Source organism: Streptomyces sp. NPDC001381, assembly GCF_042895685.1.
Classification (GTDB): domain Bacteria; phylum Actinomycetota; class Actinomycetes; order Streptomycetales; family Streptomycetaceae; genus Streptomyces.
Map to the genome: position 1 here is coordinate 517,419 of NZ_JBIAWO010000001.1, position 20,173 is coordinate 537,591.

General features: G+C 71.4%; 20 protein-coding genes. 14 read left to right on the forward strand and 6 right to left on the reverse strand.

The window, feature by feature from the left end; all coding sequences use genetic code 11:
- Position 1: 1 nt before the first annotated feature.
- Positions 2–1,486: a regulator gene (locus ACFY2L_RS02345; RefSeq protein WP_390655744.1), complete on the reverse strand. Its 1,485-nt coding sequence runs from the start codon at positions 1,484–1,486 to the stop codon at positions 2–4.
- 245 nt (positions 1,487–1,731) lie between these two features.
- On the opposite strand from ACFY2L_RS02345, the gene lipB reads away from it, so the two are divergent.
- The 4 genes from lipB to ACFY2L_RS02365 all read left to right on the forward strand — a co-directional run bounded on the left by lipB (position 1,732) and on the right by ACFY2L_RS02365 (position 4,976).
- A complete protein-coding gene (gene lipB, locus ACFY2L_RS02350; protein ID WP_390655743.1) occupies positions 1,732–2,550 on the forward strand; it encodes a lipoyl(octanoyl) transferase LipB in 819 nt (272 codons plus the stop codon).
- Positions 2,551–2,684: 134 nt separating this feature from the next.
- Positions 2,685–3,671: a lipoyl synthase gene (gene lipA / locus ACFY2L_RS02355; protein ID WP_390655742.1), complete on the forward strand. Its 987-nt coding sequence runs from the start codon at positions 2,685–2,687 to the stop codon at positions 3,669–3,671.
- A 288-nt stretch (positions 3,672–3,959) separates the two neighbouring features.
- Positions 3,960–4,163 carry a hypothetical protein gene (locus ACFY2L_RS02360; RefSeq protein ID WP_390655741.1) on the forward strand — a complete coding sequence of 68 codons (204 nt, stop codon included), beginning with the start codon at positions 3,960–3,962 and terminating at the stop codon, positions 4,161–4,163.
- Between the two features lie 111 nt (positions 4,164–4,274).
- Positions 4,275–4,976, forward strand: coding sequence for a DUF4191 domain-containing protein (locus tag ACFY2L_RS02365; RefSeq protein WP_390655740.1), 702 nt, complete (start codon positions 4,275–4,277; stop codon positions 4,974–4,976).
- A 250-nt stretch (positions 4,977–5,226) separates the two neighbouring features.
- On the opposite strand, the gene ACFY2L_RS02370 is transcribed toward ACFY2L_RS02365, so the two are convergent.
- Positions 5,227–5,694 carry an RDD family protein gene (locus ACFY2L_RS02370; protein WP_390655739.1) on the reverse strand — a complete coding sequence of 156 codons (468 nt, stop codon included), beginning with the start codon at positions 5,692–5,694 and terminating at the stop codon, positions 5,227–5,229.
- Positions 5,695–5,893: 199 nt separating this feature from the next.
- Between ACFY2L_RS02370 and glnA the strand changes: the two genes are divergently transcribed.
- Positions 5,894–7,303 carry a type I glutamate--ammonia ligase gene (glnA, locus tag ACFY2L_RS02375; RefSeq protein ID WP_390655738.1) on the forward strand — a complete coding sequence of 470 codons (1,410 nt, stop codon included), beginning with the start codon at positions 5,894–5,896 and terminating at the stop codon, positions 7,301–7,303.
- Between the two features lie 406 nt (positions 7,304–7,709).
- On the forward strand, positions 7,710–10,070 hold the full coding sequence (locus tag ACFY2L_RS02380) for an arylsulfatase (RefSeq protein WP_390821276.1): 2,361 nt from the start codon (positions 7,710–7,712) through the stop codon (positions 10,068–10,070).
- A 24-nt stretch (positions 10,071–10,094) separates the two neighbouring features.
- Here the strand turns inward: ACFY2L_RS02380 and ACFY2L_RS02385 are convergent, their stop codons facing one another.
- Positions 10,095–10,436 (reverse strand): hypothetical protein, encoded by a 342-nt coding sequence (locus ACFY2L_RS02385; RefSeq protein ID WP_390655736.1) that lies wholly within the window; start codon positions 10,434–10,436, stop codon positions 10,095–10,097.
- A 319-nt stretch (positions 10,437–10,755) separates the two neighbouring features.
- Between ACFY2L_RS02385 and ACFY2L_RS02390 the strand changes: the two genes are divergently transcribed.
- The 4 genes from ACFY2L_RS02390 to ACFY2L_RS02405 all read left to right on the forward strand — a co-directional run bounded on the left by ACFY2L_RS02390 (position 10,756) and on the right by ACFY2L_RS02405 (position 14,194).
- The gene (locus ACFY2L_RS02390) at positions 10,756–12,039 is read left to right on the forward strand and encodes a cation:proton antiporter (RefSeq protein ID WP_390821277.1); all 1,284 of its coding nucleotides are present in this window, start codon (positions 10,756–10,758) and stop codon (positions 12,037–12,039) included.
- A 279-nt stretch (positions 12,040–12,318) separates the two neighbouring features.
- Positions 12,319–12,576 carry a hypothetical protein gene (locus ACFY2L_RS02395; protein ID WP_390655734.1) on the forward strand — a complete coding sequence of 86 codons (258 nt, stop codon included), beginning with the start codon at positions 12,319–12,321 and terminating at the stop codon, positions 12,574–12,576.
- Positions 12,577–12,685: 109 nt separating this feature from the next.
- A complete protein-coding gene (gene htpX, locus ACFY2L_RS02400) occupies positions 12,686–13,606 on the forward strand; it encodes a zinc metalloprotease HtpX (protein ID WP_390655733.1) in 921 nt (306 codons plus the stop codon).
- A 3-nt stretch (positions 13,607–13,609) separates the two neighbouring features.
- Positions 13,610–14,194 carry a hypothetical protein gene (locus ACFY2L_RS02405; protein WP_390655732.1) on the forward strand — a complete coding sequence of 195 codons (585 nt, stop codon included), beginning with the start codon at positions 13,610–13,612 and terminating at the stop codon, positions 14,192–14,194.
- Positions 14,195–14,206: 12 nt separating this feature from the next.
- Here the strand turns inward: ACFY2L_RS02405 and ACFY2L_RS02410 are convergent, their stop codons facing one another.
- Together ACFY2L_RS02410 and ACFY2L_RS02415 are read right to left on the reverse strand one after the other, a co-directional pair.
- Positions 14,207–14,479 (reverse strand): hypothetical protein, encoded by a 273-nt coding sequence (locus ACFY2L_RS02410; RefSeq protein ID WP_390655731.1) that lies wholly within the window; start codon positions 14,477–14,479, stop codon positions 14,207–14,209.
- 68 nt (positions 14,480–14,547) lie between these two features.
- Positions 14,548–15,915, reverse strand: coding sequence for a DUF2252 domain-containing protein (locus ACFY2L_RS02415; protein WP_390655730.1), 1,368 nt, complete (start codon positions 15,913–15,915; stop codon positions 14,548–14,550).
- Positions 15,916–16,110: 195 nt separating this feature from the next.
- Here ACFY2L_RS02415 and ACFY2L_RS02420 point away from each other — a divergent pair, with 195 nt between their 5' ends.
- The gene (locus ACFY2L_RS02420) at positions 16,111–17,295 is read left to right on the forward strand and encodes a winged helix DNA-binding domain-containing protein (RefSeq protein ID WP_390821278.1); all 1,185 of its coding nucleotides are present in this window, start codon (positions 16,111–16,113) and stop codon (positions 17,293–17,295) included.
- A gap of 93 nt (positions 17,296–17,388) precedes the next feature.
- Here ACFY2L_RS02420 and ACFY2L_RS02425 read toward each other — a convergent pair whose 3' ends face one another.
- On the reverse strand, positions 17,389–17,703 hold the full coding sequence (locus ACFY2L_RS02425) for a hypothetical protein (protein WP_390655728.1): 315 nt from the start codon (positions 17,701–17,703) through the stop codon (positions 17,389–17,391).
- Between the two features lie 265 nt (positions 17,704–17,968).
- On the opposite strand from ACFY2L_RS02425, the gene ACFY2L_RS02430 reads away from it, so the two are divergent.
- From ACFY2L_RS02430 to ACFY2L_RS02440, 3 genes are all read left to right on the forward strand, one after another.
- Entirely contained in the window at positions 17,969–18,328 is a 360-nt protein-coding gene (locus tag ACFY2L_RS02430; protein WP_390655727.1) for an arsenate reductase family protein, read from the forward strand.
- 66 nt (positions 18,329–18,394) lie between these two features.
- Positions 18,395–19,324 carry a hypothetical protein gene (locus ACFY2L_RS02435; RefSeq protein ID WP_390821279.1) on the forward strand — a complete coding sequence of 310 codons (930 nt, stop codon included), beginning with the start codon at positions 18,395–18,397 and terminating at the stop codon, positions 19,322–19,324.
- A 144-nt stretch (positions 19,325–19,468) separates the two neighbouring features.
- Entirely contained in the window at positions 19,469–20,173 is a 705-nt protein-coding gene (locus ACFY2L_RS02440) for a hypothetical protein (protein WP_390655725.1), read from the forward strand.

The following is a 20,173-nucleotide window of genomic DNA, read 5'->3' on the forward strand; positions in this document are numbered from 1 at the left end:
CCTATCCGAACGCGGCGACCTTGTCCCGGTACGTCCGCACCGGCGCCGCGTCCTTGTACGGCTCCAGCCGCCGCTCGAAGTCCCTGACGTACTCCACCGCCCGGACCGACCGCATCTCCGCCGCCTGTCCGGCCGCCTCGGCGGCCAGCTGGCAGGCCTGGTCGAGTTCGCCGAGGCCCAGACGGGCGGAGGCGAGGACGACCCGGCAGAACAGCCGGCTGCGGGCGTAGGCGGCGGGGCGCAGCTGGAGGGAGCGTTCGGCGTGCTGGGCGGCGGCCCGGAACTGCTGGAGGTCGCGGTGGCAGTGCCCGAACTCGTCGGCCAGCTGCCCCTCGTCGAAGAACCGCGCCCAGTACGGCACCTCGTCCCCGCCCCTGGCCGCCTCCAGGGCGCGCTCGGCCCGCACCAGGGCGGCCGTGCAGGCCCGGACCTCGCCGAGCACGCCGTGCCCGCGCGCCTCGGCCGCGTGCAGCAGCGCCTGGACGACGGGCGGGGCGCCGCCGCCGACGCCCTGCTGGGCCACCCGGGCGAGCTGTACGGCCTCGCGGCCGTGGCCGAGGTAGACGGCCTGGCGGCTCATGGTGACCAGGACGAAGGAGCCGTACGCCCGGTCCCCGGCCGCCTGGGCGAGGCGCAGGGCCTGGACGAAGTAGCGCTGGGCGAGGCCGTGCGCGGCGATGTCGAAGGAGGTCCAGCCCGCGAGCCGGGTGAGGTCGGCGGCGGCGCCGAACAGGCGGCGGCCGGTCTGCTCGCCGTAGACGCCCCGCAGCATGGGCTCACACTCGTGTTCGAGATAGCGCACGAGCGCCTGGCGCGCGTGGCCGCCGCCGTACATGTTGTCGAGGGTGCGGAAGAGCTCCCCGACCGAGCGCAGGGCGGAGATGTCGCCGCCGCTGACCCGCTGGCCGGGACCGCGCTCACTGCCCTGGCCGCGCTGGCGCGGGACGGCGGCCGGTGCCGCGGGCGCGGGCTTCGGACCCGTCGCCCTGGGCGCCGGCCGGCCCTGGACCGGCACCCGGGGAGCCGGCTCGCCGCGGGCGACCTTCTCGTCGGGCCGCCCGATCAGCCAGTCCCGGCTCGGGACGACGAGCCCCGCCGGGGTGAAGGCGATCTTGCGCAGCTCGGCGTGGCTGCCGGAGTCCTTGCGCCACAGCCCTCCGACGATGTCGATGGCCTCCTCGGGGGTCCCGGCGAACTCCAGTCCCGCGTAGACCGGGGCACAGGCGTCCAGGCCGAGGTCCTGGGCGGTCAGCCGGCGGCCGAGGCGGCGGGTGAAGACCTCGGCGATGAGGGCGGGGGTGGTGCCCCGGGGCTGCTGCCCGCGCAGCCACCGGGTGACGGAGGTCTTGTCGTATCTGAGGTCCAGCCCGTGCTCGAGGCCCAGCTGATCGACGCGTCGGGCCAGACCCGCGTTGGAGAAGCCCGCTTCTGCGATGAGCGCGGCGAGCTGGCGGTTGGGCGTGCGCTGCGCGGGTCGTTCCGTCATCTGCGGTTGGGTCTCCTGCCTCCCGGGCCTCCGACGTGCCCGGATGAAGTGCCCTGAGGGCTGTGATCAGGCCTGATGCCTCGTGAACGGCGCGAATGTAGCGGAGCGTAAGCAGCCGGTCGCACATCTCGACCTTCATTCATCCGATCGTGTGAGGATTGGCCGTGCGGCTGACGCGGAGAGCGCGGACGTACAGTGGCTTGGGCGCGTTTCGTGCCTTACGACCTTCCAGGGAGGCGCTTGCCGTGAGTGAGTTGCGGTTCGTCCGTATGGGTTTCGGTGCCGGGGCCGTGGAGTACCAGGAGGCCTGGGACGAGCAACGCCGGGTGCACGCGGCCCGGTTCGCCGACGAGGTCCCCGACACCGTGCTCCTCCTGGAACACCCGCCGGTCTACACGGCCGGCCGGCGCACGGCCGACGACGAACGCCCCCTCGACGGCACCCCGGTCGTCGACGTGGACCGCGGCGGCAAGATCACCTGGCACGGCCCCGGCCAGCTGGTCGGCTACCCGATACAGAAGCTCCCGCGCCCCGTGGACGTGGTCGCGCACCTGCGCCGCCTGGAGGAGGCGATGATCCGCGTCTGCGCGGAGTTCGGCGTCGCGACCAGCCGGGTGGAGGGCCGGGCCGGAGTCTGGGTCCTGGGCGACCCGGTGGACCAGCGCCCCGCCCTGGGCGGACTCTCCCTGGACTTCGACCCCCGGCTGACCGACGAGGAGTTCGACCCCCGCCTCAACGGCCCCGAGTACGCCCCCTCCAACGCCGGCCAGCGCCGCGAGGACCGCAAGATCTGCGCCATGGGCGTGCGGGTCGCCAAGGGCGTGACCATGCACGGCTTCGCCCTGAACGTGAACCCGGACACGTCCAACTTCGACAAGATCATCCCCTGTGGCATCCGGGACGCCGGCGTCACCTCCCTGGCGTACGAGCTGGGCCGCGAGGTCACCATCGACGAGGTGCTGCCGGTCGCCGAGCGCCACCTGGCGGACGTACTGGGGAACGCCGAGCTCAAGCCGCGCCCCGTCGAGGAGACACCGGCCCCGCTCAGCCCGTCCGGCGTGTGAGGACGAGGCCCCGCCGGGGCCCGAGCGGGGCCCGGGGGACGCAGCCCCCGGGCGAGGCCCACACCCGCGCCGGGTTTCAAATCAACGGGCGTACGCTTGACGACGCCGAAGAATCAATCGCTAGGGAGCCGGTCGTGTCCGCAGTCTCACCCGACGGACGCAAGATGCTGCGCCTGGAGGTCCGCAACAGCCAGACCCCCATCGAGCGCAAGCCCGAGTGGATCAAGACGCGGGCGAAAATGGGTCCCGAGTACACCGCGATGCAGAAGCTCGTGAAGAGCGAGGGACTGCACACCGTGTGCCAGGAGGCCGGCTGCCCCAACATCTACGAGTGCTGGGAGGACCGCGAGGCGACCTTCCTCATCGGCGGCGACCAGTGCACCCGGCGCTGCGACTTCTGCCAGATCGACACCGGCAAGCCCGAGGCGCTGGACCGCGACGAGCCGCGCCGGGTCGGTGAGTCCGTGGTCACCATGGACCTGAACTACGCCACCATCACCGGTGTCGCCCGCGACGACCTCGAGGACGGCGGCGCCTGGCTGTACGCCGAGACGGTCCGCCAGATCCACGAGCAGACCGCCTCCCGCGCGGCCGGCCGCACCAAGGTCGAGCTGCTCGCCCCCGACTTCAACGCGGTCCCCGAACTGCTGGCGGAGGTCTTCGCCTCCCGCCCCGAGGTCTTCGCGCACAACGTGGAGACGGTCCCCCGCATCTTCAAGCGGATCCGCCCCGGCTTCCGCTACGAGCGCTCGCTCAAGGTGATCACCGACGCCCGCGACCACGGCCTGGTCACCAAGTCCAATCTGATCCTCGGCATGGGCGAGACCCGCGAGGAGGTCAGCGAGGCGCTGAAGCAGCTGCACGAGGCCGGCTGCGAGCTGATCACCATCACCCAGTACCTGCGCCCCTCCGTGCGCCACCACCCCGTGGAGCGCTGGGTGAAGCCGCAGGAGTTCGTGGAGCTGAAGGAGGAGGCCGAGCAGATCGGTTTCTCCGGGGTGATGTCCGGACCGCTGGTCAGGTCCTCGTACCGCGCCGGACGCCTCTACCAGATGGCCGTGGAGCAGCGGTCCGCCGATCCGCGGCCGGGAGACGCCCTCGCCGCCTCGCAGGCCGTGTGACCTGGGCGACATCCGCCGGCATCCTTGCGCCATACGGGCGCCGGTCAAGCGTGTGAACTCGCGCACAAGATGCTACTGGCCAGTAACGGCCGAATCGACGCGGTCCCGACCGTCCTCGCAGATGAGGGCCCCGGTCGGGACCGCGTCGGCGTACGGAGACCCCCGAATGCCCCGCATCAAGGCTTCATGGGCGTTTGACCGGTCGGTCACGCCCTGGTAACACCAAACAGTGACGCTGGTATCACACCACGTAGAACCCACCCGAAGCCGCCGAGGGGGACTTCCACCATGCAGGCCGCGCCCGTTCGCGCCACCGCGATCCCGTCCTTCACCACCGCCCTGCGCGCCGTCGAGTCGCTGCTCATGAGCAGCGGACAGCGCACCGCCCGCCGCAACGCCTGGACCTCCGTGCTGGAGGACCGCCGTCGCGCCAAGGACCGTGTCGAGGCGCAGCGCGTCTTCGAAGCGGTCGGCCCCGCCCGCACCTCCTGACCGACCCCGCTCCACCACGCTCCACCCCCTCCCCACCCCCACGCCCTTCCCGTCCCCCCCTCCCGGACACTGCCGTCGTGGGCACTTCCGGGGCCACGTAGACTTCGTGGCATGGCGAGAAGTGACAGCGCGGCGGACGCCGCGAACCCCGGGCGACTGAAGCAGATCGCCCTGACGTACAAGATGACCCGCAAGGCCGACAAGACGATCGGCCTCGTGCTCGCGGGAGTCTTCCTCCTCATCTTCGGTGTCTTTCTCGCGATCGGTTTCCTGATCGGCCACCCGGTCTACCTGGGCATCCTGGGTTTCCTGCTCGCCTTCCTCGGGACGGCGATCGTGTTCGGACGCCGGGCCGAGCGGGCCGCCTTCGGTCAGATGGAGGGCCAGCCGGGCGCCGCCGCGGCCGTGCTCGACAACATCGGCCGGGGCTGGACGACGACCCCCGCGGTGGCGATGAACCGCAGCCAGGACGTGGTGCACCGCGCCGTCGGCAAGGCGGGCATCGTGCTGGTCGCCGAGGGCAACCCGAACCGGGTGAAGGGCCTCCTGGCCGCCGAGAAGAAGAAGATGAACCGCATCGTCGCGGACGTCCCCGTGCACGACGTGATCGTCGGCACGGGCGAGGGCCAGACCGAGCTGAAGAAGCTGCGGACCACCCTGCTCAAGTTCCCCCGCGTCCTCACCGGCCCGCAGGTCACGGCGACCAACGACCGGCTGCGCGCGATGGGCGACCTGATGAGCAACATGCCGCTCCCGAAGGGGCCCATGCCCAAGGGGATGCGCCTGCCGAAGGGCGGGCCCAAGGCTCGCTGACCTCGCACCCACGTGTACGACGAGGGGGCGCCCGGTGATCACCGGGCGCCCCCTCGTCGTACACGTCGCCGTGGTCGCCGCCGTGCTAGGGGGTGTTTCGAAAGTCCTGTGCGGTGCCCGCGGTGTTCGGTGCGTGCCCTCGGCGTGCCGGACGAAGACCCTCGTAGCGGAGCTGCTTGGGTCTTCGTCCGGTGCGGCGAGGGTGCGTGCCGGGCGCCGTGGGTGCTGTGCGGGACTTTCGAAACACCCCCTAGATGCGCACCTCGACCGTGCGGGCCAGCCGGTCGTGCAGCCCCCGCCCGTCCCGGTCCCAGACCAGGGCCGGGATCGCCAGGCACAGCAGGACCGTGCGGATCAGCGCGCCCAGCGGCCGCACGGCGCCGGTCTCCACCGACACCACCCGCAGACCGAAGAGACGCTTGCCGGGGGTGAAGCCGAGCGTACCGACCGTGAGCAGGCTCACGACCAGGAAGACCAGCAGGGTCCAGTTGCTGGTGGAAGGGGTGTAGCCGTCGGTGATCAAGCTGTATGCGATCAGCAGGCACAGGCCCCAGTCCACGGCCAGCGCCCCGAGCCGCCGGCCCGGGCGGGCGATCGAGCCCGGTCCCTCCTCCGGCAGACCGAGTTGTTCGCCCCTGTATCCGAAGTCGACTCCGGCGTCCTCGGCGGCCGCGCGGGGGCCCGAGAGCCACGATCCGATTGCTTCCCTCTTGTCCACGCGTCCACGGTACTGCCCCCGTTTCGCGATACGGACAGGTGGGGGAATCGGACGGAGTCCGGTTAACTTGGGCGAAACAAATGGGTCACGCCAGAGAAATCACCCGTCCCTAGGGTCGAGGTCAGCGTGTGCCACCGCACTGGCCGCACGAACGAACTACCACCCCGGCACGGGAACGGCCGGGAGTAGGAGGAGCTGGATGTTCCAGAACGCCGACGAGGCCAAGAAGTTCATCGCGGACAAGGACGTCAAGTTCGTCGACGTCCGCTTCTGCGACCTGCCGGGCGTCATGCAGCACTTCACGGTGCCCGTCGAGGCGTTCGACCCGGACGAGGAGCTCGCCTTCGACGGTTCGTCGATCCGCGGCTTCCAGGCCATCCACGAGTCCGACATGGCTCTGCGCGCCGACCTGTCGACCGCGCGGGTGGACCCGTTCCGCCGCGACAAGACCCTCAACATCAACTTCTTCATCCACGACCCGATCACGGGCGAGCAGTACTCCCGTGACCCGCGCAACGTGGCGAAGAAGGCCGAGGCGTACCTCGCGTCGACCGGTATCGCGGACACCGCGTACTTCGGCCCCGAGGCCGAGTTCTACGTCTTCGACTCCGTGCGCTTCGCCACCAGCGCGAACGAGAGCTTCTACCACATCGACTCCGAGGCCGGCGCCTGGAACACCGGCGCCCTCGAGGACAACCGTGGTTACAAGGTCCGCTACAAGGGCGGCTACTTCCCGGTCCCGCCGGTCGACCACTTCGCCGACCTGCGCGCCGAGATCTCCCTGGAGCTGGACAAGCAGGGTCTGAAGGTCGAGCGCCAGCACCACGAGGTGGGCACCGCCGGCCAGGCCGAGATCAACTACAAGTTCAACACGCTGCTCGCCGCCGCCGACGACCTCCAGCTCTTCAAGTACATCGTGAAGAACGTGGCCTGGCGCAACGGCAAGACCGCGACCTTCATGCCGAAGCCGATCTTCGGTGACAACGGCTCGGGCATGCACGTCCACCAGTCCCTGTGGAGCAACGGCGACCCGCTGTTCTACGACGAGGCCGGTTACGCGGGCCTGTCGGACACCGCCCGCTACTACATCGGCGGCATCCTCAAGCACGCCCCGTCGCTGCTGGCCTTCACCAACCCGACGGTGAACTCCTACCACCGCCTGGTCCCGGGCTTCGAGGCGCCGATCAACCTGGTGTACTCGCAGCGCAACCGCTCCGCCGCCATGCGTATCCCGATCACGGGCTCGAACCCGAAGGCCAAGCGCGTCGAGTTCCGCGCGCCCGACTCCTCCGGCAACCCGTACCTGGCCTTCTCGGCCCTGCTCCTCGCGGGCCTCGACGGCATCAAGAACAAGATCGAGCCGGCCGAGCCGATCGACAAGGACCTCTACGAGCTGGCTCCCGAGGAGCACGCGAACGTCGCGCAGGTCCCGACCTCGCTCCCGGCCGTCCTCGACTCCCTCGAGCGCGACCACGAGTTCCTGCTCGCGGGCGACGTCTTCACGTCCGACCTGATCGAGACCTGGATCGACTTCAAGCGCGCGAACGAGATCGCCCCGCTGCAGCTGCGTCCGCACCCGCACGAGTTCGAGCTCTACTTCGACGTGTGATATCGCCCCAGGTCAGAGCGGGTTTCCGCTCCCCTGGGCCGTCTGTGGGCCGTCGGCCGTGCCCTTCCTGCGTGGAAGGACACGGCCGACGGCCTGTTTCGGGCCCCGCACCGCGAACGATCGGTCGTCGGGGCTGCGGCCGGGCCGTCGCTCAGCTCCGGCGCGTGGTTCCTGGGCGCGGCGGCCAAGCGGCCTGTCCGGATGGCGGCGTCATCCTTCCCGGCCTAGCGTTGAAGGCGCCCCTTCGACGGCCCAGGGCAGGCGCCTGCTACGGCGCAGGGCGTTTCTCGTGGATGGACGGTACGGGTCGGCGACCCGGCGGGTGGATCCACCGCGTGCCTCATGTCTCAGAGACGTCAAGTGCCGGCAGGACAGCGTTGTGCACCGGCGGAATCGGAGACCCGGAATGCCGCAGACATCCTGGAGTGAGTACAAGCCGGGGCGGTCGTTCCCCGGAGTGATCGGCCGGACGACCGACGAGTCCACTCCGGCGTGGCCACAGCCCGTACGGGCAGTGCCGGGTACGCCGAACGTGCTGATGATCGTGCTGGACGACACCGGGTACGGGCAGCTGGGCTGCTACGGCAGCCCGATCGAGACGCCCGGCCTGAACGCGCTGGCGGCGGGCGGGCTCCTGTACCGCAACATGCACACCACCGCACTGTGCTCGCCGTCGCGCTCCTGCATCGTGACCGGCCGCAACCACCACGCCAACGGGATGGCGTCGATCACCGAGCTCGCCACCGGGTATCCCGGCTACAACGGACAGATCCCGTTCGAGAACGGGATGCTGTCCGAGATGCTGCTCCAGCACGGCTACAACACGTACATGGTCGGCAAGTGGCACCTGATGCCCTCGGAGCAGGAGTCGGCCGCGGGGCCGTACGACCGGTGGCCCCTGGGGCGGGGCTTCGAGCGGTTCTACGGCTTCCTGGGTGGAGACACCAGTCAGTGGTATCCGGACCTGGTGTACGACAACCACCAGGTCGAGCAGCCGGCGACGCCGGAGGAGGGCTATCACCTGACCGAGGACCTGACCGATCGGGCCATGTCGTTCATCGCGGACGCCAAGCAGGTCGCCCCGGACAAGCCCTTCTACCTGCACTTCTGCCTCGGCGCGACGCACGCCCCGCACCATGTGCCCAAGGAGTGGGCGGACCGCTACCGGGGCGTCTTCGACGACGGCTGGGACGCGTACCGCGAGCGCACCTTCGACCGGCAGAAGCAGCTCGGCATCGTGCCGGCGGACTCCCAGCTGTCCCCGCACGACCCGGACGTGCCGGCCTGGGAGTCCCTGTCGCCGGACGCCCGCCGCCTCGCGGCGCGGATGATGGAGGTCTTCGCCGGGTTCCTCTCCCACACCGACCACCACATCGGCCGGCTGATGGCCTTCCTGAAGGAGATCGGCGAGTTCGACAACACGCTGGTCATGGTGGTCTCCGACAACGGCGCCAGCTCCGAGGGCGGGGTCACCGGCACGACCAACGAACTGCAGTTCTTCAACAACGCGCCCGAGCCCCTGGAGGAGAGCCTGGCGCGGATCGAGGAGATCGGCGGCCCCGAGACGTTCAACCACTACCCGTGGGGCTGGACGTGGGCGGGAAACACGCCGTTCCGGCGCTGGAAGCGGGAGACCTACCGGGGCGGCGTCAGCGACCCGTTCCTGGTCCACTGGCCGGCGGGCATCCAGGCCCGCGGCGAGGTCCGCGACCAGTTCGCGCACATCATCGACATGGTGCCCACCGTGCTCGACGTGCTGGGGGTCGAACCGCCCGCCACCATCCGGGGCGTCACACAGTCGCCCCTGCACGGGGTCAGCTTCGCGCACACCTTCGACGACGCCGCCGCCCCGACCCGACACCGCACCCAGTACTACGAGATGTTCGGACACCGGGCGATCGACCACAACGGCTGGCGCGCGGTCTGCCCCTGGCCCGGCTCTTCGTTCGTCGAGGCCGGAAAGCCGTTCGGCACCCCGATCTCCATGACGGACCTGGACGACCTGGACGCCCACCACTGGGAGCTCTACCACGTCGAAGAAGACGTCGCCGAGACCCGCGACCTCGCCGAGGAACACCGCAGCAAACTGATCGAGATGATCGCCCTGTGGTACGTCGAGGCCGGCAAGTACAACGTGCTGCCGATCGACGGCAGCGCCCTCGAACGCATGATGCTCGAACGGCCGCAGATCACCCAGGCCCGGACCAGCTACACCTTCCGCCCCGACACGCAGGTCCTGCCGGCCGCCGTCGCTCCCCGGGTCCTCAACCGCCCGCACAGCATCACCGCCGACGTGGAGATCCCGCCCGGCGGCGCCGAGGGCGTGCTGCTGTGCCAGGGCACCAACGCCGGAGGCTGGTCCTTCTACGTCAAGGACAACCGTCTGCACTACGCCCACAACTACGTCCACCGCACACTGCACCACGTGGCGTCGGGCGAATCCGTCCCCGAGGGCCGTCACACGCTGCGCTTCGAGTTCGAGCCGACCGGCAGCCCGGACATCGCGGCGGGCAAGGGCTCGCCCGGCCGCGCTCAGCTCTACGTCGACGACCGCCTGGTCGGCGAGATCGACATGCCGTTCACGACCCCGGTCGCCTTCAACCCGGGCGGCATGTGCTGCGGCGCGAACCCCGGATCGGCCGTCACCGCCGACTACCGGGCGCCGTTCCGGTTCACCGGCACCCTGCACGGCGTGACCGTCGACCTGTCCGGCGACCTGATCGTCGACGCGCCGAGCGAGATGCGCATGCACATGGCCCGGCAGTGAGGGCCCGGCCGGGCCTGCTGGTGGTCAGCCGATGCCGTCCAGCAGCAGGCCCAGCCGGATGTCGAACCAGGCCCGCTCGTGTCGCCAGATCTCCGCGGCGCCCACCAGCAGCCGGCTCAGACCGTCGACGGTGAGCGACCGCCACCGGCAGGCCCTCAGGACCTCCACCAGCGCTTCGGCGAGTTCGTCCTGCGGGCCGCGCCCGTTCCGCGGACCACGTGGGCGGGGAAATGCCTGCCCACCGTCCATGGCGGCCACCGCACGGCGGCAGACCAGCTCGGCCGTGAACGACTGCCATCCGAAGGGCTCCAGAGCGGCACGCACCGCGGCGACCCGGGCATCGCCCACCGGCACCGTCACCGCCATGGAGACCACCTCACTTGTGCACAAAACACCAGTCGACTCCGATTGTCACACGGTGCCGACACCAGGTGAGCAGGGCGTTCATCGGAAGCGGTTCCGGTCGGCGGGGTCGCGCCACGGCGAAGCCGATCGCCGACGGCCGTTGGGCCGACCGAGCCGGGCCGGGCGGGTTCGGCCCAAGGTTTCCGGGGGCCCGGCCGGACGCGACGTAAGGTCAGGCTTCGTGTCTCCGCGTGAGGTGAGAGGACGTGCCGGAAACCCGTCTCGCTGTCCCTGGCGCAGCCGCCCCGGCGACGACGGATGTCCGATGTGAGGAGTGCGGATGAACGGCTGGGCCGTCGTGGCCGCCGGGGGCGTGGTCATCGGCTACGCGATGCTCTCGCGGCGCCTGTCGACCACGGTGCTCTCGGGACCGTTGGTGTTCATGCTCGTAGGTGTGGCGATCGGCCCGCTGGGCCTGGATTTGCTGGACCGCGCGAAGGATCCCGAGGTCACGCGGACGCTGCTGGAGAGCGCGCTGGTGCTCCTGCTGTTCGCGGACGCGGCGGGAATCAGGGCCCGGGACCTGCGCCGGGAGGAGTTCCTGCCGCTGCGGCTGCTCGCGGTGGGCCTGCCGGCCACGATGGCTCTGGGGTGGCTGGCGGCCTGGCCCCTGCTCCCCGGCCTGGGTGTGTGGGAGCTGGCCCTGGCCGCCATCATCCTGGCGCCGACGGACGCCGCGCTGGGACAGCAGGCCTTCTCCAACAAGCGGGTGCCGCCCCTGGTCCGCGGCGGCCTGACGGTGGAGTCCGGTCTGAACGACGGTCTGGCGCTTCCGTTCTTCGTGCTGGCACTCGCGGCGGCGGGTGAGGGCCACGGTTATCCGGGTGTGGTCGAGACGTTCCTGCGGGCACTGCTGCTGAGCGGCGCGATCGGCATCGCGGCCGGCTGGGCCGGGGCGAGCCTGTTGCGCTGGTCCCTGGCCCGCGGGTGGAGCAGCTCCGACTGGCGGCAGTTCCTGGTCCTCGCCGTTCCGGCCGTCACCTACGCGCTGTGCCTCATGGGCGAGGGAAGCGGCTTCATCGGTTCCTGGGCCGCCGGCCTGGCCTTCGGCGTCCACCTGCGCAGGACGCCCACCGGTCTGGGTCTCAGTCCCCAGGACTCGGATCCAGCGCAGAGCACGAGGTTCACCGAACGGCTCGGCCTGCTGCTCTCCTCGCTGAGTTTCCTCGTCTTCGGCGCGGTCATCCTCGGACCGACGCTCCAGCACCTGACGTGGCGGATGGTCGTCTACGCGCTGCTCAGCCTCACCGTCCTCCGGATGCTGCCGGTCGCTCTCGCGCTGATCGGCACCGGGCTGCGCGCCACCTCCGTGGCCTACATCGGCTGGTTCGGTCCGCGCGGGCTCGCCTCCCTCGTGTTCGGCCTGCTCGCCCTCGAAGAACACCTGCCCGGGGGAACGCTGCTGAGCAGGGTCATCGCTGTGACCGTCAGCCTGAGCGTCATCCTCCACGGAGCCTCGGCTCCCTTCTTGGGGGACCGCTACGGCGCATGGTTCACCCGAACACTCCGGCAGGAACCGAACCTGCGCGAGAACGCCCTCGCCCACGACCACACACCGCGCTGAGGGCCCGGTCGCTGGTGGCCCGTAGCTCACTTCTCCGATCCGACGTGCGATATCGCCCCAGGTCAGAGCGGGTAAGCGCTCCCCTGGGCCGTCTCCGGGCCGTCGGCCGCGTTCTCCCCGGAGTCGAAGCAGCACCGATGCGCAGTGCCGCAAGGCGTGCATGCCGTGTTCACGCGACGGTTTCCGTCGGAGCCCCCGATTCCTGTTTCTCAGGACGGGGGCGCCGTCGTATCGTTTCTGGCACTGCTGTTCGAGAACAGGCAACAGGGGGAGACGGGGATGCCCGAACAGGACGACGACCAGCGGGAGTTCGACCTCACGTGGGCCGACCAGGCCGCGCACAAGGAGCCCTCGGCCCGGGCCCGCATGCTGGCCGCCCGCTGGAAGGAGAACCCACCGGAACCGGTCCCGTTCCGCGGCGACCCGGGGCCGGCCGCGCCCCGCAGATCGTCCTGGGTGTCGACGACGATCGTGCTGGGCTGCGTGGCGGCGGTGATCCTGGTCCTGGGCTACGCGCGCTTCCAGGCGCCGTACTGAGAACGGGGACCTTTTTTGCTGGTACCAGGGCCGTTCGGGACCCGTTCATGGGAGGCGGCGGGTGCACACTTGCAGTGGGGCGAGTGCCTGACTGCCTGAGGTGATGCAGATGCGGAGCCGTTTCCGGAGCGACCGGGGGCTGACCGTGCGGATGACGGTCACCATGTTTCTGCTCGGGTTGCTGTACGTGGCGTTCGTCGCCGCGTTGATCGTGCTGCTGAGGTCGTGGCTGCTGGTCGTGGTGCTGGTGGCCGCCATGTTCGTCGCGCAGTTCTGGTTCTCCGACCGGATCGCCCTGTTCGCGATGCGCGGCCGGGTCGTGGAGCGGGAGGAGTATCCCGAGCTGCATGCGGTCGTGGACCGGCTGTGCGCCCTGTCGGACATGCCCAAGCCGGTCGTCGCCGTGTCCGATATGGACATGCCCAACGCGTTCGCGACCGGGCGCAATCCCGCCAACGCGGTGGTGTGCGTGACGACGGGGCTGCTGCGGCGGCTGGAGCCGGCGGAGCTGGAGGGTGTGCTGGCGCACGAGCTGTCGCACGTGGCGCACAAGGACGTCGCCGTCATCACGGTCGCGTCCTTCCTCGGGGTGATCGCCGGGCTGATCGTGCGGTTCGCCTTCTACTCGCAGCTGTTCGGCGGCGGGCGCAGGGACCAGAACACCGCCGCCGTCTTCGCCGCGGTGATGGGGGTCTCGGCCGCCGTGTACGCGATCAGCTTCCTGTTGATCAGGGCCCTGTCCCGCTACCGGGAGCTGGCCGCCGACCGTGCCGCGGCGCTGCTCACCGGCCGTCCCTCGGCGCTGGCCTCGGCGCTGACGAAGGTCTCCGGTGACATCGCGCGGATCCCGACGAAGGACCTGCGCACCGCCCAGGCGTTCAACGCCTTCTACTTCACCCCGGCGACCGGCAAGGAGCCCGGCATCGAACGGTACTTCTCCACCCACCCGAGCCTGGAGCAGCGGCTCGACCAGCTGGGCCGGATCTCCGGCGAGCTGGGCGAGGCGGCCACGCCCGGGAAGGCAGGCTGACGGATGGGGCTGCTGGACATCCTGCTCGGCCGGACGAGGGCGGTCACGCCCGACCTGGACCGGCTGTTCGCGCTGCCGTCGGCGGCGGTGACGCTGGAGGCGGCGACCGGGTTCACCCCGACCGGCCAGGGTGCCGTCTGCTTCGCGACCGTCGAGGGCGCCGCCTTCGAGCAGACGCACCGCGAGGTCCAGGCCCTCCTCGACGCGGACGCCGAGCGCACCGGTCCCCCGGTCGGGCTCCTGCGTGACGACTACGGCTACTCCTGGCTGCTGTCCTCCCGCACCCCCGACGAGCTGTCCGCCCTCGTCAACGATCTGCACGCGGTGAACAGCGCGATGGAGGTCAACGGCTTCGGGCCGCAACTGCTGTGTTCCCTGGCCGGCTTCGTCAACCCCGCCGGCCGGCCGCTCGCCCTGGTCTACCTCTACAAGCGCGGCACCTTCTACCCGTTCGCGCCGCTGCCCGAGCGGGGGCAGCGGCGCGACAACGCGCTGGAGCTCCAGGTGAAGGCGGCCCTGACGGACGACCTGCGGATCGAGCCGGACCTGAGCCGCTGGTTCCCCGTGTGGGGAGCGCCCGGCCTCTGAGCCGGCCTTGCGCTACTTTCCGCTGCGCTCGCGCGCGTAGCGGCGCTCCCACTTGGTCTGCAGGTCCCGGCGCGCACGGTAGGCCTTGTACGTCGTCGGCGCGGCCCCCGGGCCCGGGGCGGGCCCCGGCGCGGGGGCCGAGGACGAGGACGAGGACGAGGACGAGGAGCCGCGCCCGTACTGCACGTACACGTAGAGCAGGGCGACGGCGGCGAGCCAGTAGAGGGGGTTTCCGAATCCCAGGACGACCAGGACGAAGGTCCCGGATATGACGATGGTGCCCATGCCGTTCAGCGTAGGGAGCCGGTCACTCACCGTGCATCTCCTTTTCCGCGGGCGTGGCGGCACCGGCCTCACACGTCGGGCGCCGCGGTGACCACCCCGGCCGCGACCGCCGCGCCCAGCGCCGCGTGGTCGGCGGCCGTCCGGTCGGCGTAGGCGAGGGCGAAGTCGGCGACGGCGCGTTCGAAGGTGTCGGCGCCGCCGAGGTAGCCGGCGATGGCGATCCGGTCGCCGGAGCGGGCGTGGGCGCGGGCCAGGGCGCTGCCGCACAGGCGCGCGTACGCCGTGAGCTCGCCGGGGGTCATGCCGACGACGTCGGCGGAGCCCTTCATGTCCCGCAGTTGCCGCCAGTAGTAGGCGCGCCCCTGGGGGCCGGTCATCCACCCGAGGAAGATGTCGCTCGCCGCCTGGAGGAGCCGCTGACCGGCGACGACCCGGTGGCCGGGATGGAGGTACGGCCCGCTGGGCAGATGGGCCTCCAGGACGGACGCCCGGGCCTCCTTGATCTGCAGGAACAGCGGGTCGTCGGCGTCCCGTCCGGCGAGCAGCACGATGAAGCAGCGCAGACCGACGCTGCCGACGCCGACGACCTTGCGGGCGGCGTCGACGAAGCGGTAGCGGTCGAGGAGCAGCCGGCGTTCCTCGGAGAGGGTGGAGCGGTAGTCGCTGAAGATCTTGCGCAGGGCGGCGGAGTCGGACACGCCCGCGGGCTGGAGCAGCGGCGGGTCGTGGATGATGCGCCGGCGTCCGTCGACGTGTTCGGTGAGTCTGCCGAGGGCCTGAAGGCTGGTGCGGCGGCGGGCGCGGGTCAGGCTGGCCTCGGCGCGGCGGCGCCGGCGGGCGGAGCGCACCAGGGGCAGCAGCCGTTCGGCGTCGATGCGCTCGTACCAGACGGCGAGTTCGCCGAGCCGGGCCAGCCGCCGTATCGCCCCGCGGTAGGCGGCGACGGCCTCCACGGTGGCGGACCGCACCCTGGCCTCGGGGTGGCCGTTCTCGCGGGCCGCCACGGCGACGGAGGCCGCGAGGCGCTGGACGTCCCACTCGAAGGGGCCGGGAAACGTCTCGTCGAAGTCGTTGAGGTCGAAGAGCAGGGACCGCTCCGGGGAGGCGTACAGCCCGAAGTTGAGCAGATGGGCGTCGCCGGACAGCTGGACGGTCAGCCCGGTGTGCGGCCGGGCGGCCAGGTCGGCGGCCATCACGGCGGCGGCTCCGCGCAGGAAGGCGAGCGGCGAGGCGGTCATGCGCCCGTAGCGGACCGGCAGCAGTTCGGGCAGCCGGTCGCGGCCCTGCCGTTCGAGCACGGCCACGGGATCGTCCCGGTCGACCGGGGGCGTCCATCCGGCGTGCGCGGACCGGGCAAGGCGCTTACGGGCCTCCTTGCCGCGCCGGGCCCGTTCGGCGGGAGTGCCGGGAGCGCCGAAGGCGCGGGGGGCGTTCATCTGCGTCGTCTCCGTACCACGTCGGCCTCCCGACTCGTACGCACCACCACCGGGCCTCTGTTCGCAGTGAAGGACGGCCCGGGGAGGCCCGCACGCCGGGTACGGCGAACGGGTGACCCGTACGGAGCGGGCCGGTTGTCAGTGGCGTCGGGGAGGATGCGGTCAGGGACCGGTGACGACGGGGCGGAGGCCGTGATGGGTGAGCAGACTCGGTACATCGACGGGGCGGAGCGGCGGGCCCGGCTGGCCCTGCGGCACCGGCTGACCCCGGCGGGGCGGGCGGCGACGCCCGAGGCGGTGGCCGCGTCCCTCGTCGCCCTGCACGGCACGGACCCGGCGACGGTGTATCTGGCGGTCGGGGCCCGGCTGGGGGAGCCGGCGCGGGCGGTGCCGGAGACGGAGCGGGCACTGTACGGCGACCGGACGCTGGTGCGGATGCACGGCATGCGGCACACGGTGTTCGTGTTCCCCACGGAGCTGACGGCCGTCGTGCACGCCTCGACCGGCCTCGTGGTCGCCGCCCGGGCCCGGGCCGCCCTGGTGAACGACATGGCGAAGGCCGGTGCCCCGGACGCGGCCTGGCTGAAGGAGGTCGAGGAGTCGACGCTGGCCGCGCTGGGGCGGCTGGGGCAGGCGACGGCGACGGAGCTGGCGCGGGAGGAACCGCGGCTGCGGGAGCAGTTCGCGTACGCGGCCGGGAAGAGCTACGAGGGGGTGCACACGGTGTCGACCCGGCTGCTGCGGCTGCTGGGCGTGGAGGGGAAGGTGGTCCGGGGCCGCCCGCTGGGCTCCTGGACGTCCAGCCAGTTCCGCTGGGCCCTCGCGCCCGCCCATCCCGAGCTGGATCCGGCACACGCCCAGGCGGAGCTGCTGCGGCGCTGGCTGACGGCGTGCGGCCCGGCCACCGAAGGGGACCTGAAGTGGTGGACGGGGTGGAAGGTGAGCGACGTCCGGCGGGCGCTGAAGTCGATCGGCGCGCGGGCGGTGACGCTGGACGAGGGCACGGGGTACGTCGTCGAGGGCGACGTCGATCCGGTGGCCGCCCCGGAGGAGCCGTGGGCGGCGCTGCTGCCCTGCCTCGACCCGACGACGATGGGCTGGCAGGCCCGTGACTGGTATCTGGCGCCGGAGCTGCGGCCCGCCCTCTTCGACCGCAGCGGCAACGTGGGGCCGACGGTGTGGTGGAACGGCCGGGTGGTGGGGAGCTGGGCCCAGCGGGCGGACGGCGGGATCGCCTGGCGGATCCTGGCCGGGGAGGGCGTCGGCCGGGAGGCCGAGGCGGCGATCGCGGCGGAGGCGGAGCGGATGACCGGGTGGCTGGGCGACGCCCGGGTGACGCCTCGGTTCCGGACGCCGGTGGAGAAGGAGTTGGCGGGCTGAGGCGAGGGGCGGACGACGGGCGGTCCGAGGGGGACGGGCAGGCAGAGGGGGTGCGCCGGGTGCCGTCCGCGCGGACGGCACCCGGCGGCCGGCTCACCGGTTGTAGCGCATGAACGCCCTGACCATGTGGCACGTCGTGTCCGACGGCGGGTGGACCCCGATCAGCTCCGCCGTGCTGCGGATCTTCTCGTTGCGGGCCTGGTTCGGCATGTGGACGCCCAGGTCGAGCAGCGCTATGGCGAGGCGCATCGCCTTGAGGCGGCGGTTGTGCGCCACGTACCACTCCCGGGGCCGTCCGGCCGGCAACGGCGTCTTCGCCACGGGCACATAGGGCTGGTCGAGCTGAACGGAACGCTTCGCGGTGGACTGGGTCGGCAACGGCTTCGGCTTCAGTGCGGCAGCGGGCACAGGCATCCTCCTGTCGCGGTCAGAACCCCGCCGGGACATCCGGCGGAACTCTCGAACACTGCTCACAGTCTACCGCCCACCACTGACAATCAGGGAGTGCGCACCGTCGGCAAATGCCCAGGTGGGAAAGGAAATTGGCGCCATGTCACACCAGGTTCACGAGAGGTGCACGAGGCGCTGAATATTCGAACAGAGCATCCCTCGGGCCCCCGCTCCGACCATCGCCCCGTCCGGCGCCCCCGCCGGGGCCACTACCGTGGACGGCATGGAGATCTGGATCAATCCGGCCTGTTCGAAGTGCCGCAGCGCGCTCACGCTTCTCGACGCCGAGGGGGCGAGCTACACGGTTCGCCGGTACCTGGAGGACGTGCCGGGCGAGGACGAGATCGGGGAGGTGCTCGACCGGCTCGGGCTGGAGCCGTGGGACATCACGCGGACGCAGGAGCCGGCGGCGAAGGAACTGGGGCTCAAGGAGTGGGCGCGGGACGCCGGGTCGCGCGGGCGCTGGATCGCCGCCCTCGCCGAGCATCCCCGGCTCATCCAGCGCCCGATCATCACGGCCGACGACGGCACGGCGGTGGTGGCGCGCACCGACGAGGCCGTACGGGATGCTCTGTCCCGATAGTCGGGTGGGCAGCGGTTCGTCCGGTGACGGGAGCCGGGGCACGAACCGCTGTTACCCTCCGCCGCCATGACCTTCGGTGATCAAGGAATCCCGCCCACCCAGCCCGACCCGCACGCCCAGCCCGGCCCCTACACACAGCCTTCGCCCTACGGCCCGCCTTCGCCGTACGGCCAGGCATCCCCGCACACCCCCCACCCGCACGGCGCGTCCGACCCGTACGCCCCGTTCGTGGCGCGGCAGGAGCACATACGCCGCCGGCGGACGCGGCGGGCGGTGACCGCCGGGGCCGGTGTCGTGCTCGCCGGCGCCATCGCCGCCGGCGCGCTGATGATCGCCGGCGGCGACGACGAACGGCCCACGGCCGCCTCGGACACCACCGCCTCGGACACGGCGACGCCGGACACGGCGGCCGCGCCCTCCGTCGACGTCAGCCTCCCCTCGGACGCCCCCAGCTCCCTCCCCTCCCTGCTCGCCCGTCCGGTGATCCGGCCGGAGCAGGCCTTCCCCGCCACGAACGTCCGTCTCCCCGACGGCTCCCGGTACACGCGGGTGGACATGGCGACCACCACCGACTGCGCCGAGGGCATGTCACCGGAGCTCGCCCAGCTGATCGAACAGGGCGAGGAGTGCTCGCGGTTGACGGCGGCTCTGTTCACGGACGCCGAGCGGCTCTCGCAGATCACGGTCACCGTGCTGAGCTTCGCGCGCGTCGAGGACGCCTCGCGGGTGTTCATGATGGCCTCGATGGACCCCGTGACCTATCAGGTCGTCTCGCTCGACCCGCCCCCGCAGGCCGGCCTGCCGACCGTGCCGCCCGGTTCGGCGGGGGTCTTCCGCCGGGTGATGACCGTCCGCTCGGTGGTGTTCGCCAACGGGCAGTGGGGGGACGGCAAGGAGACCGGGGAGGCCGAACTCACCACCGAGACCGAGGGGTTGCTCCGGCACGTCAATGACACGGTCGTGGCCTACGAGGACGGGCGGACGGGGACGCGGTGACCCGCCGCCGGCCCGCCTGCCCCGACCGGCTCCCCGCCCGCTGTGACGCGCGCCACGCCAATTGACTCCCGCAACCGCTGAGTAACCGCGTTCGGGATCTCGTACATAGCGGCGTACGCTCCCCTACCTCTTCAGGAGGCGCGCATGTCACGCAGGAGAACACTCGGCACGAAGAAGAAGATCGCGCTGCTCGTCAGCGCGGCGGCGGTGGCGGGCGGTGGGGCCTTCGCCATGGCGAGCAGTTCGAACGCCGCCCAGACCCCGCGGACGCTGTCCGCCGCGGACTCGAACGTCTGTCAGGGTCTCGCCACCGCCCTCGGCAACAACCAGAAGTTCATCGACGGCCAGCGGGCCGCTCCGGACGCGCAGTCGGCGGCCCGGATCGCCAACCGTGAGGCGGTCATCGCGCAGATCAAGGTCCAGCAGAAGGCGTCGGGGTGCGCCGTTGGGGAGTCGGCTCAGGACTCCCAGGCGGCGCAGCCGGCCCAGCCCTCGCAGGCCCCCTCCGCGACGGCCTCCGCCCCCGCGGCCGGCAACGCGGGGAACACGGGCAACGCCGGGAACGCCGGGAACACGGGAACCGGCGGTGCCGCGGCCTCGGGGCAGCAGGTCTGCAACGGCTCCACCGTCACGCTCTCCGGTGAGGCGGGCGCCCCGGCCGCGTCCAGCAACCAGTTCCCGGCGGGTACGAAGCTGAAGGTCACCAACCTGGACAACAACAAGTCCATCACGGTCGAGGTGACCTCGGTCTCCGGCAGCTGTGCGCTGCTGAACAACGCCGCTTTCGAGCAGGTCCGTGAGCCCGGCAAGTTCCTGATCCGCCGGGCCCTGATCGAGAAGGTGGGGTGA

Coding starts and splice junctions, on each gene's coding strand:
- ACFY2L_RS02380 (WP_390821276.1), top strand. CDS start 7,710: ATGCCGCAGACATCCTGGAGTGAGTACAAGCCGGGGCGGTCGTTCCCC.
- ACFY2L_RS02430 (WP_390655727.1), top strand. CDS start 17,969: ATGGAGATCTGGATCAATCCGGCCTGTTCGAAGTGCCGCAGCGCGCTC.
- ACFY2L_RS02345 (WP_390655744.1), bottom strand. CDS start 1,486: ATGACGGAACGACCCGCGCAGCGCACGCCCAACCGCCAGCTCGCCGCG.
- ACFY2L_RS02365 (WP_390655740.1), top strand. CDS start 4,275: ATGGCGAGAAGTGACAGCGCGGCGGACGCCGCGAACCCCGGGCGACTG.
- ACFY2L_RS02360 (WP_390655741.1), top strand. CDS start 3,960: ATGCAGGCCGCGCCCGTTCGCGCCACCGCGATCCCGTCCTTCACCACC.
- ACFY2L_RS02435 (WP_390821279.1), top strand. CDS start 18,395: ATGACCTTCGGTGATCAAGGAATCCCGCCCACCCAGCCCGACCCGCAC.
- ACFY2L_RS02395 (WP_390655734.1), top strand. CDS start 12,319: ATGCCCGAACAGGACGACGACCAGCGGGAGTTCGACCTCACGTGGGCC.
- ACFY2L_RS02420 (WP_390821278.1), top strand. CDS start 16,111: ATGGGTGAGCAGACTCGGTACATCGACGGGGCGGAGCGGCGGGCCCGG.
- ACFY2L_RS02440 (WP_390655725.1), top strand. CDS start 19,469: ATGTCACGCAGGAGAACACTCGGCACGAAGAAGAAGATCGCGCTGCTC.
- ACFY2L_RS02405 (WP_390655732.1), top strand. CDS start 13,610: ATGGGGCTGCTGGACATCCTGCTCGGCCGGACGAGGGCGGTCACGCCC.
- ACFY2L_RS02410 (WP_390655731.1), bottom strand. CDS start 14,479: ATGGGCACCATCGTCATATCCGGGACCTTCGTCCTGGTCGTCCTGGGA.
- ACFY2L_RS02385 (WP_390655736.1), bottom strand. CDS start 10,436: ATGGCGGTGACGGTGCCGGTGGGCGATGCCCGGGTCGCCGCGGTGCGT.
- htpX (WP_390655733.1), top strand. CDS start 12,686: ATGCGGAGCCGTTTCCGGAGCGACCGGGGGCTGACCGTGCGGATGACG.
- ACFY2L_RS02415 (WP_390655730.1), bottom strand. CDS start 15,915: ATGAACGCCCCCCGCGCCTTCGGCGCTCCCGGCACTCCCGCCGAACGG.
- ACFY2L_RS02390 (WP_390821277.1), top strand. CDS start 10,756: ATGAACGGCTGGGCCGTCGTGGCCGCCGGGGGCGTGGTCATCGGCTAC.
- glnA (WP_390655738.1), top strand. CDS start 5,894: ATGTTCCAGAACGCCGACGAGGCCAAGAAGTTCATCGCGGACAAGGAC.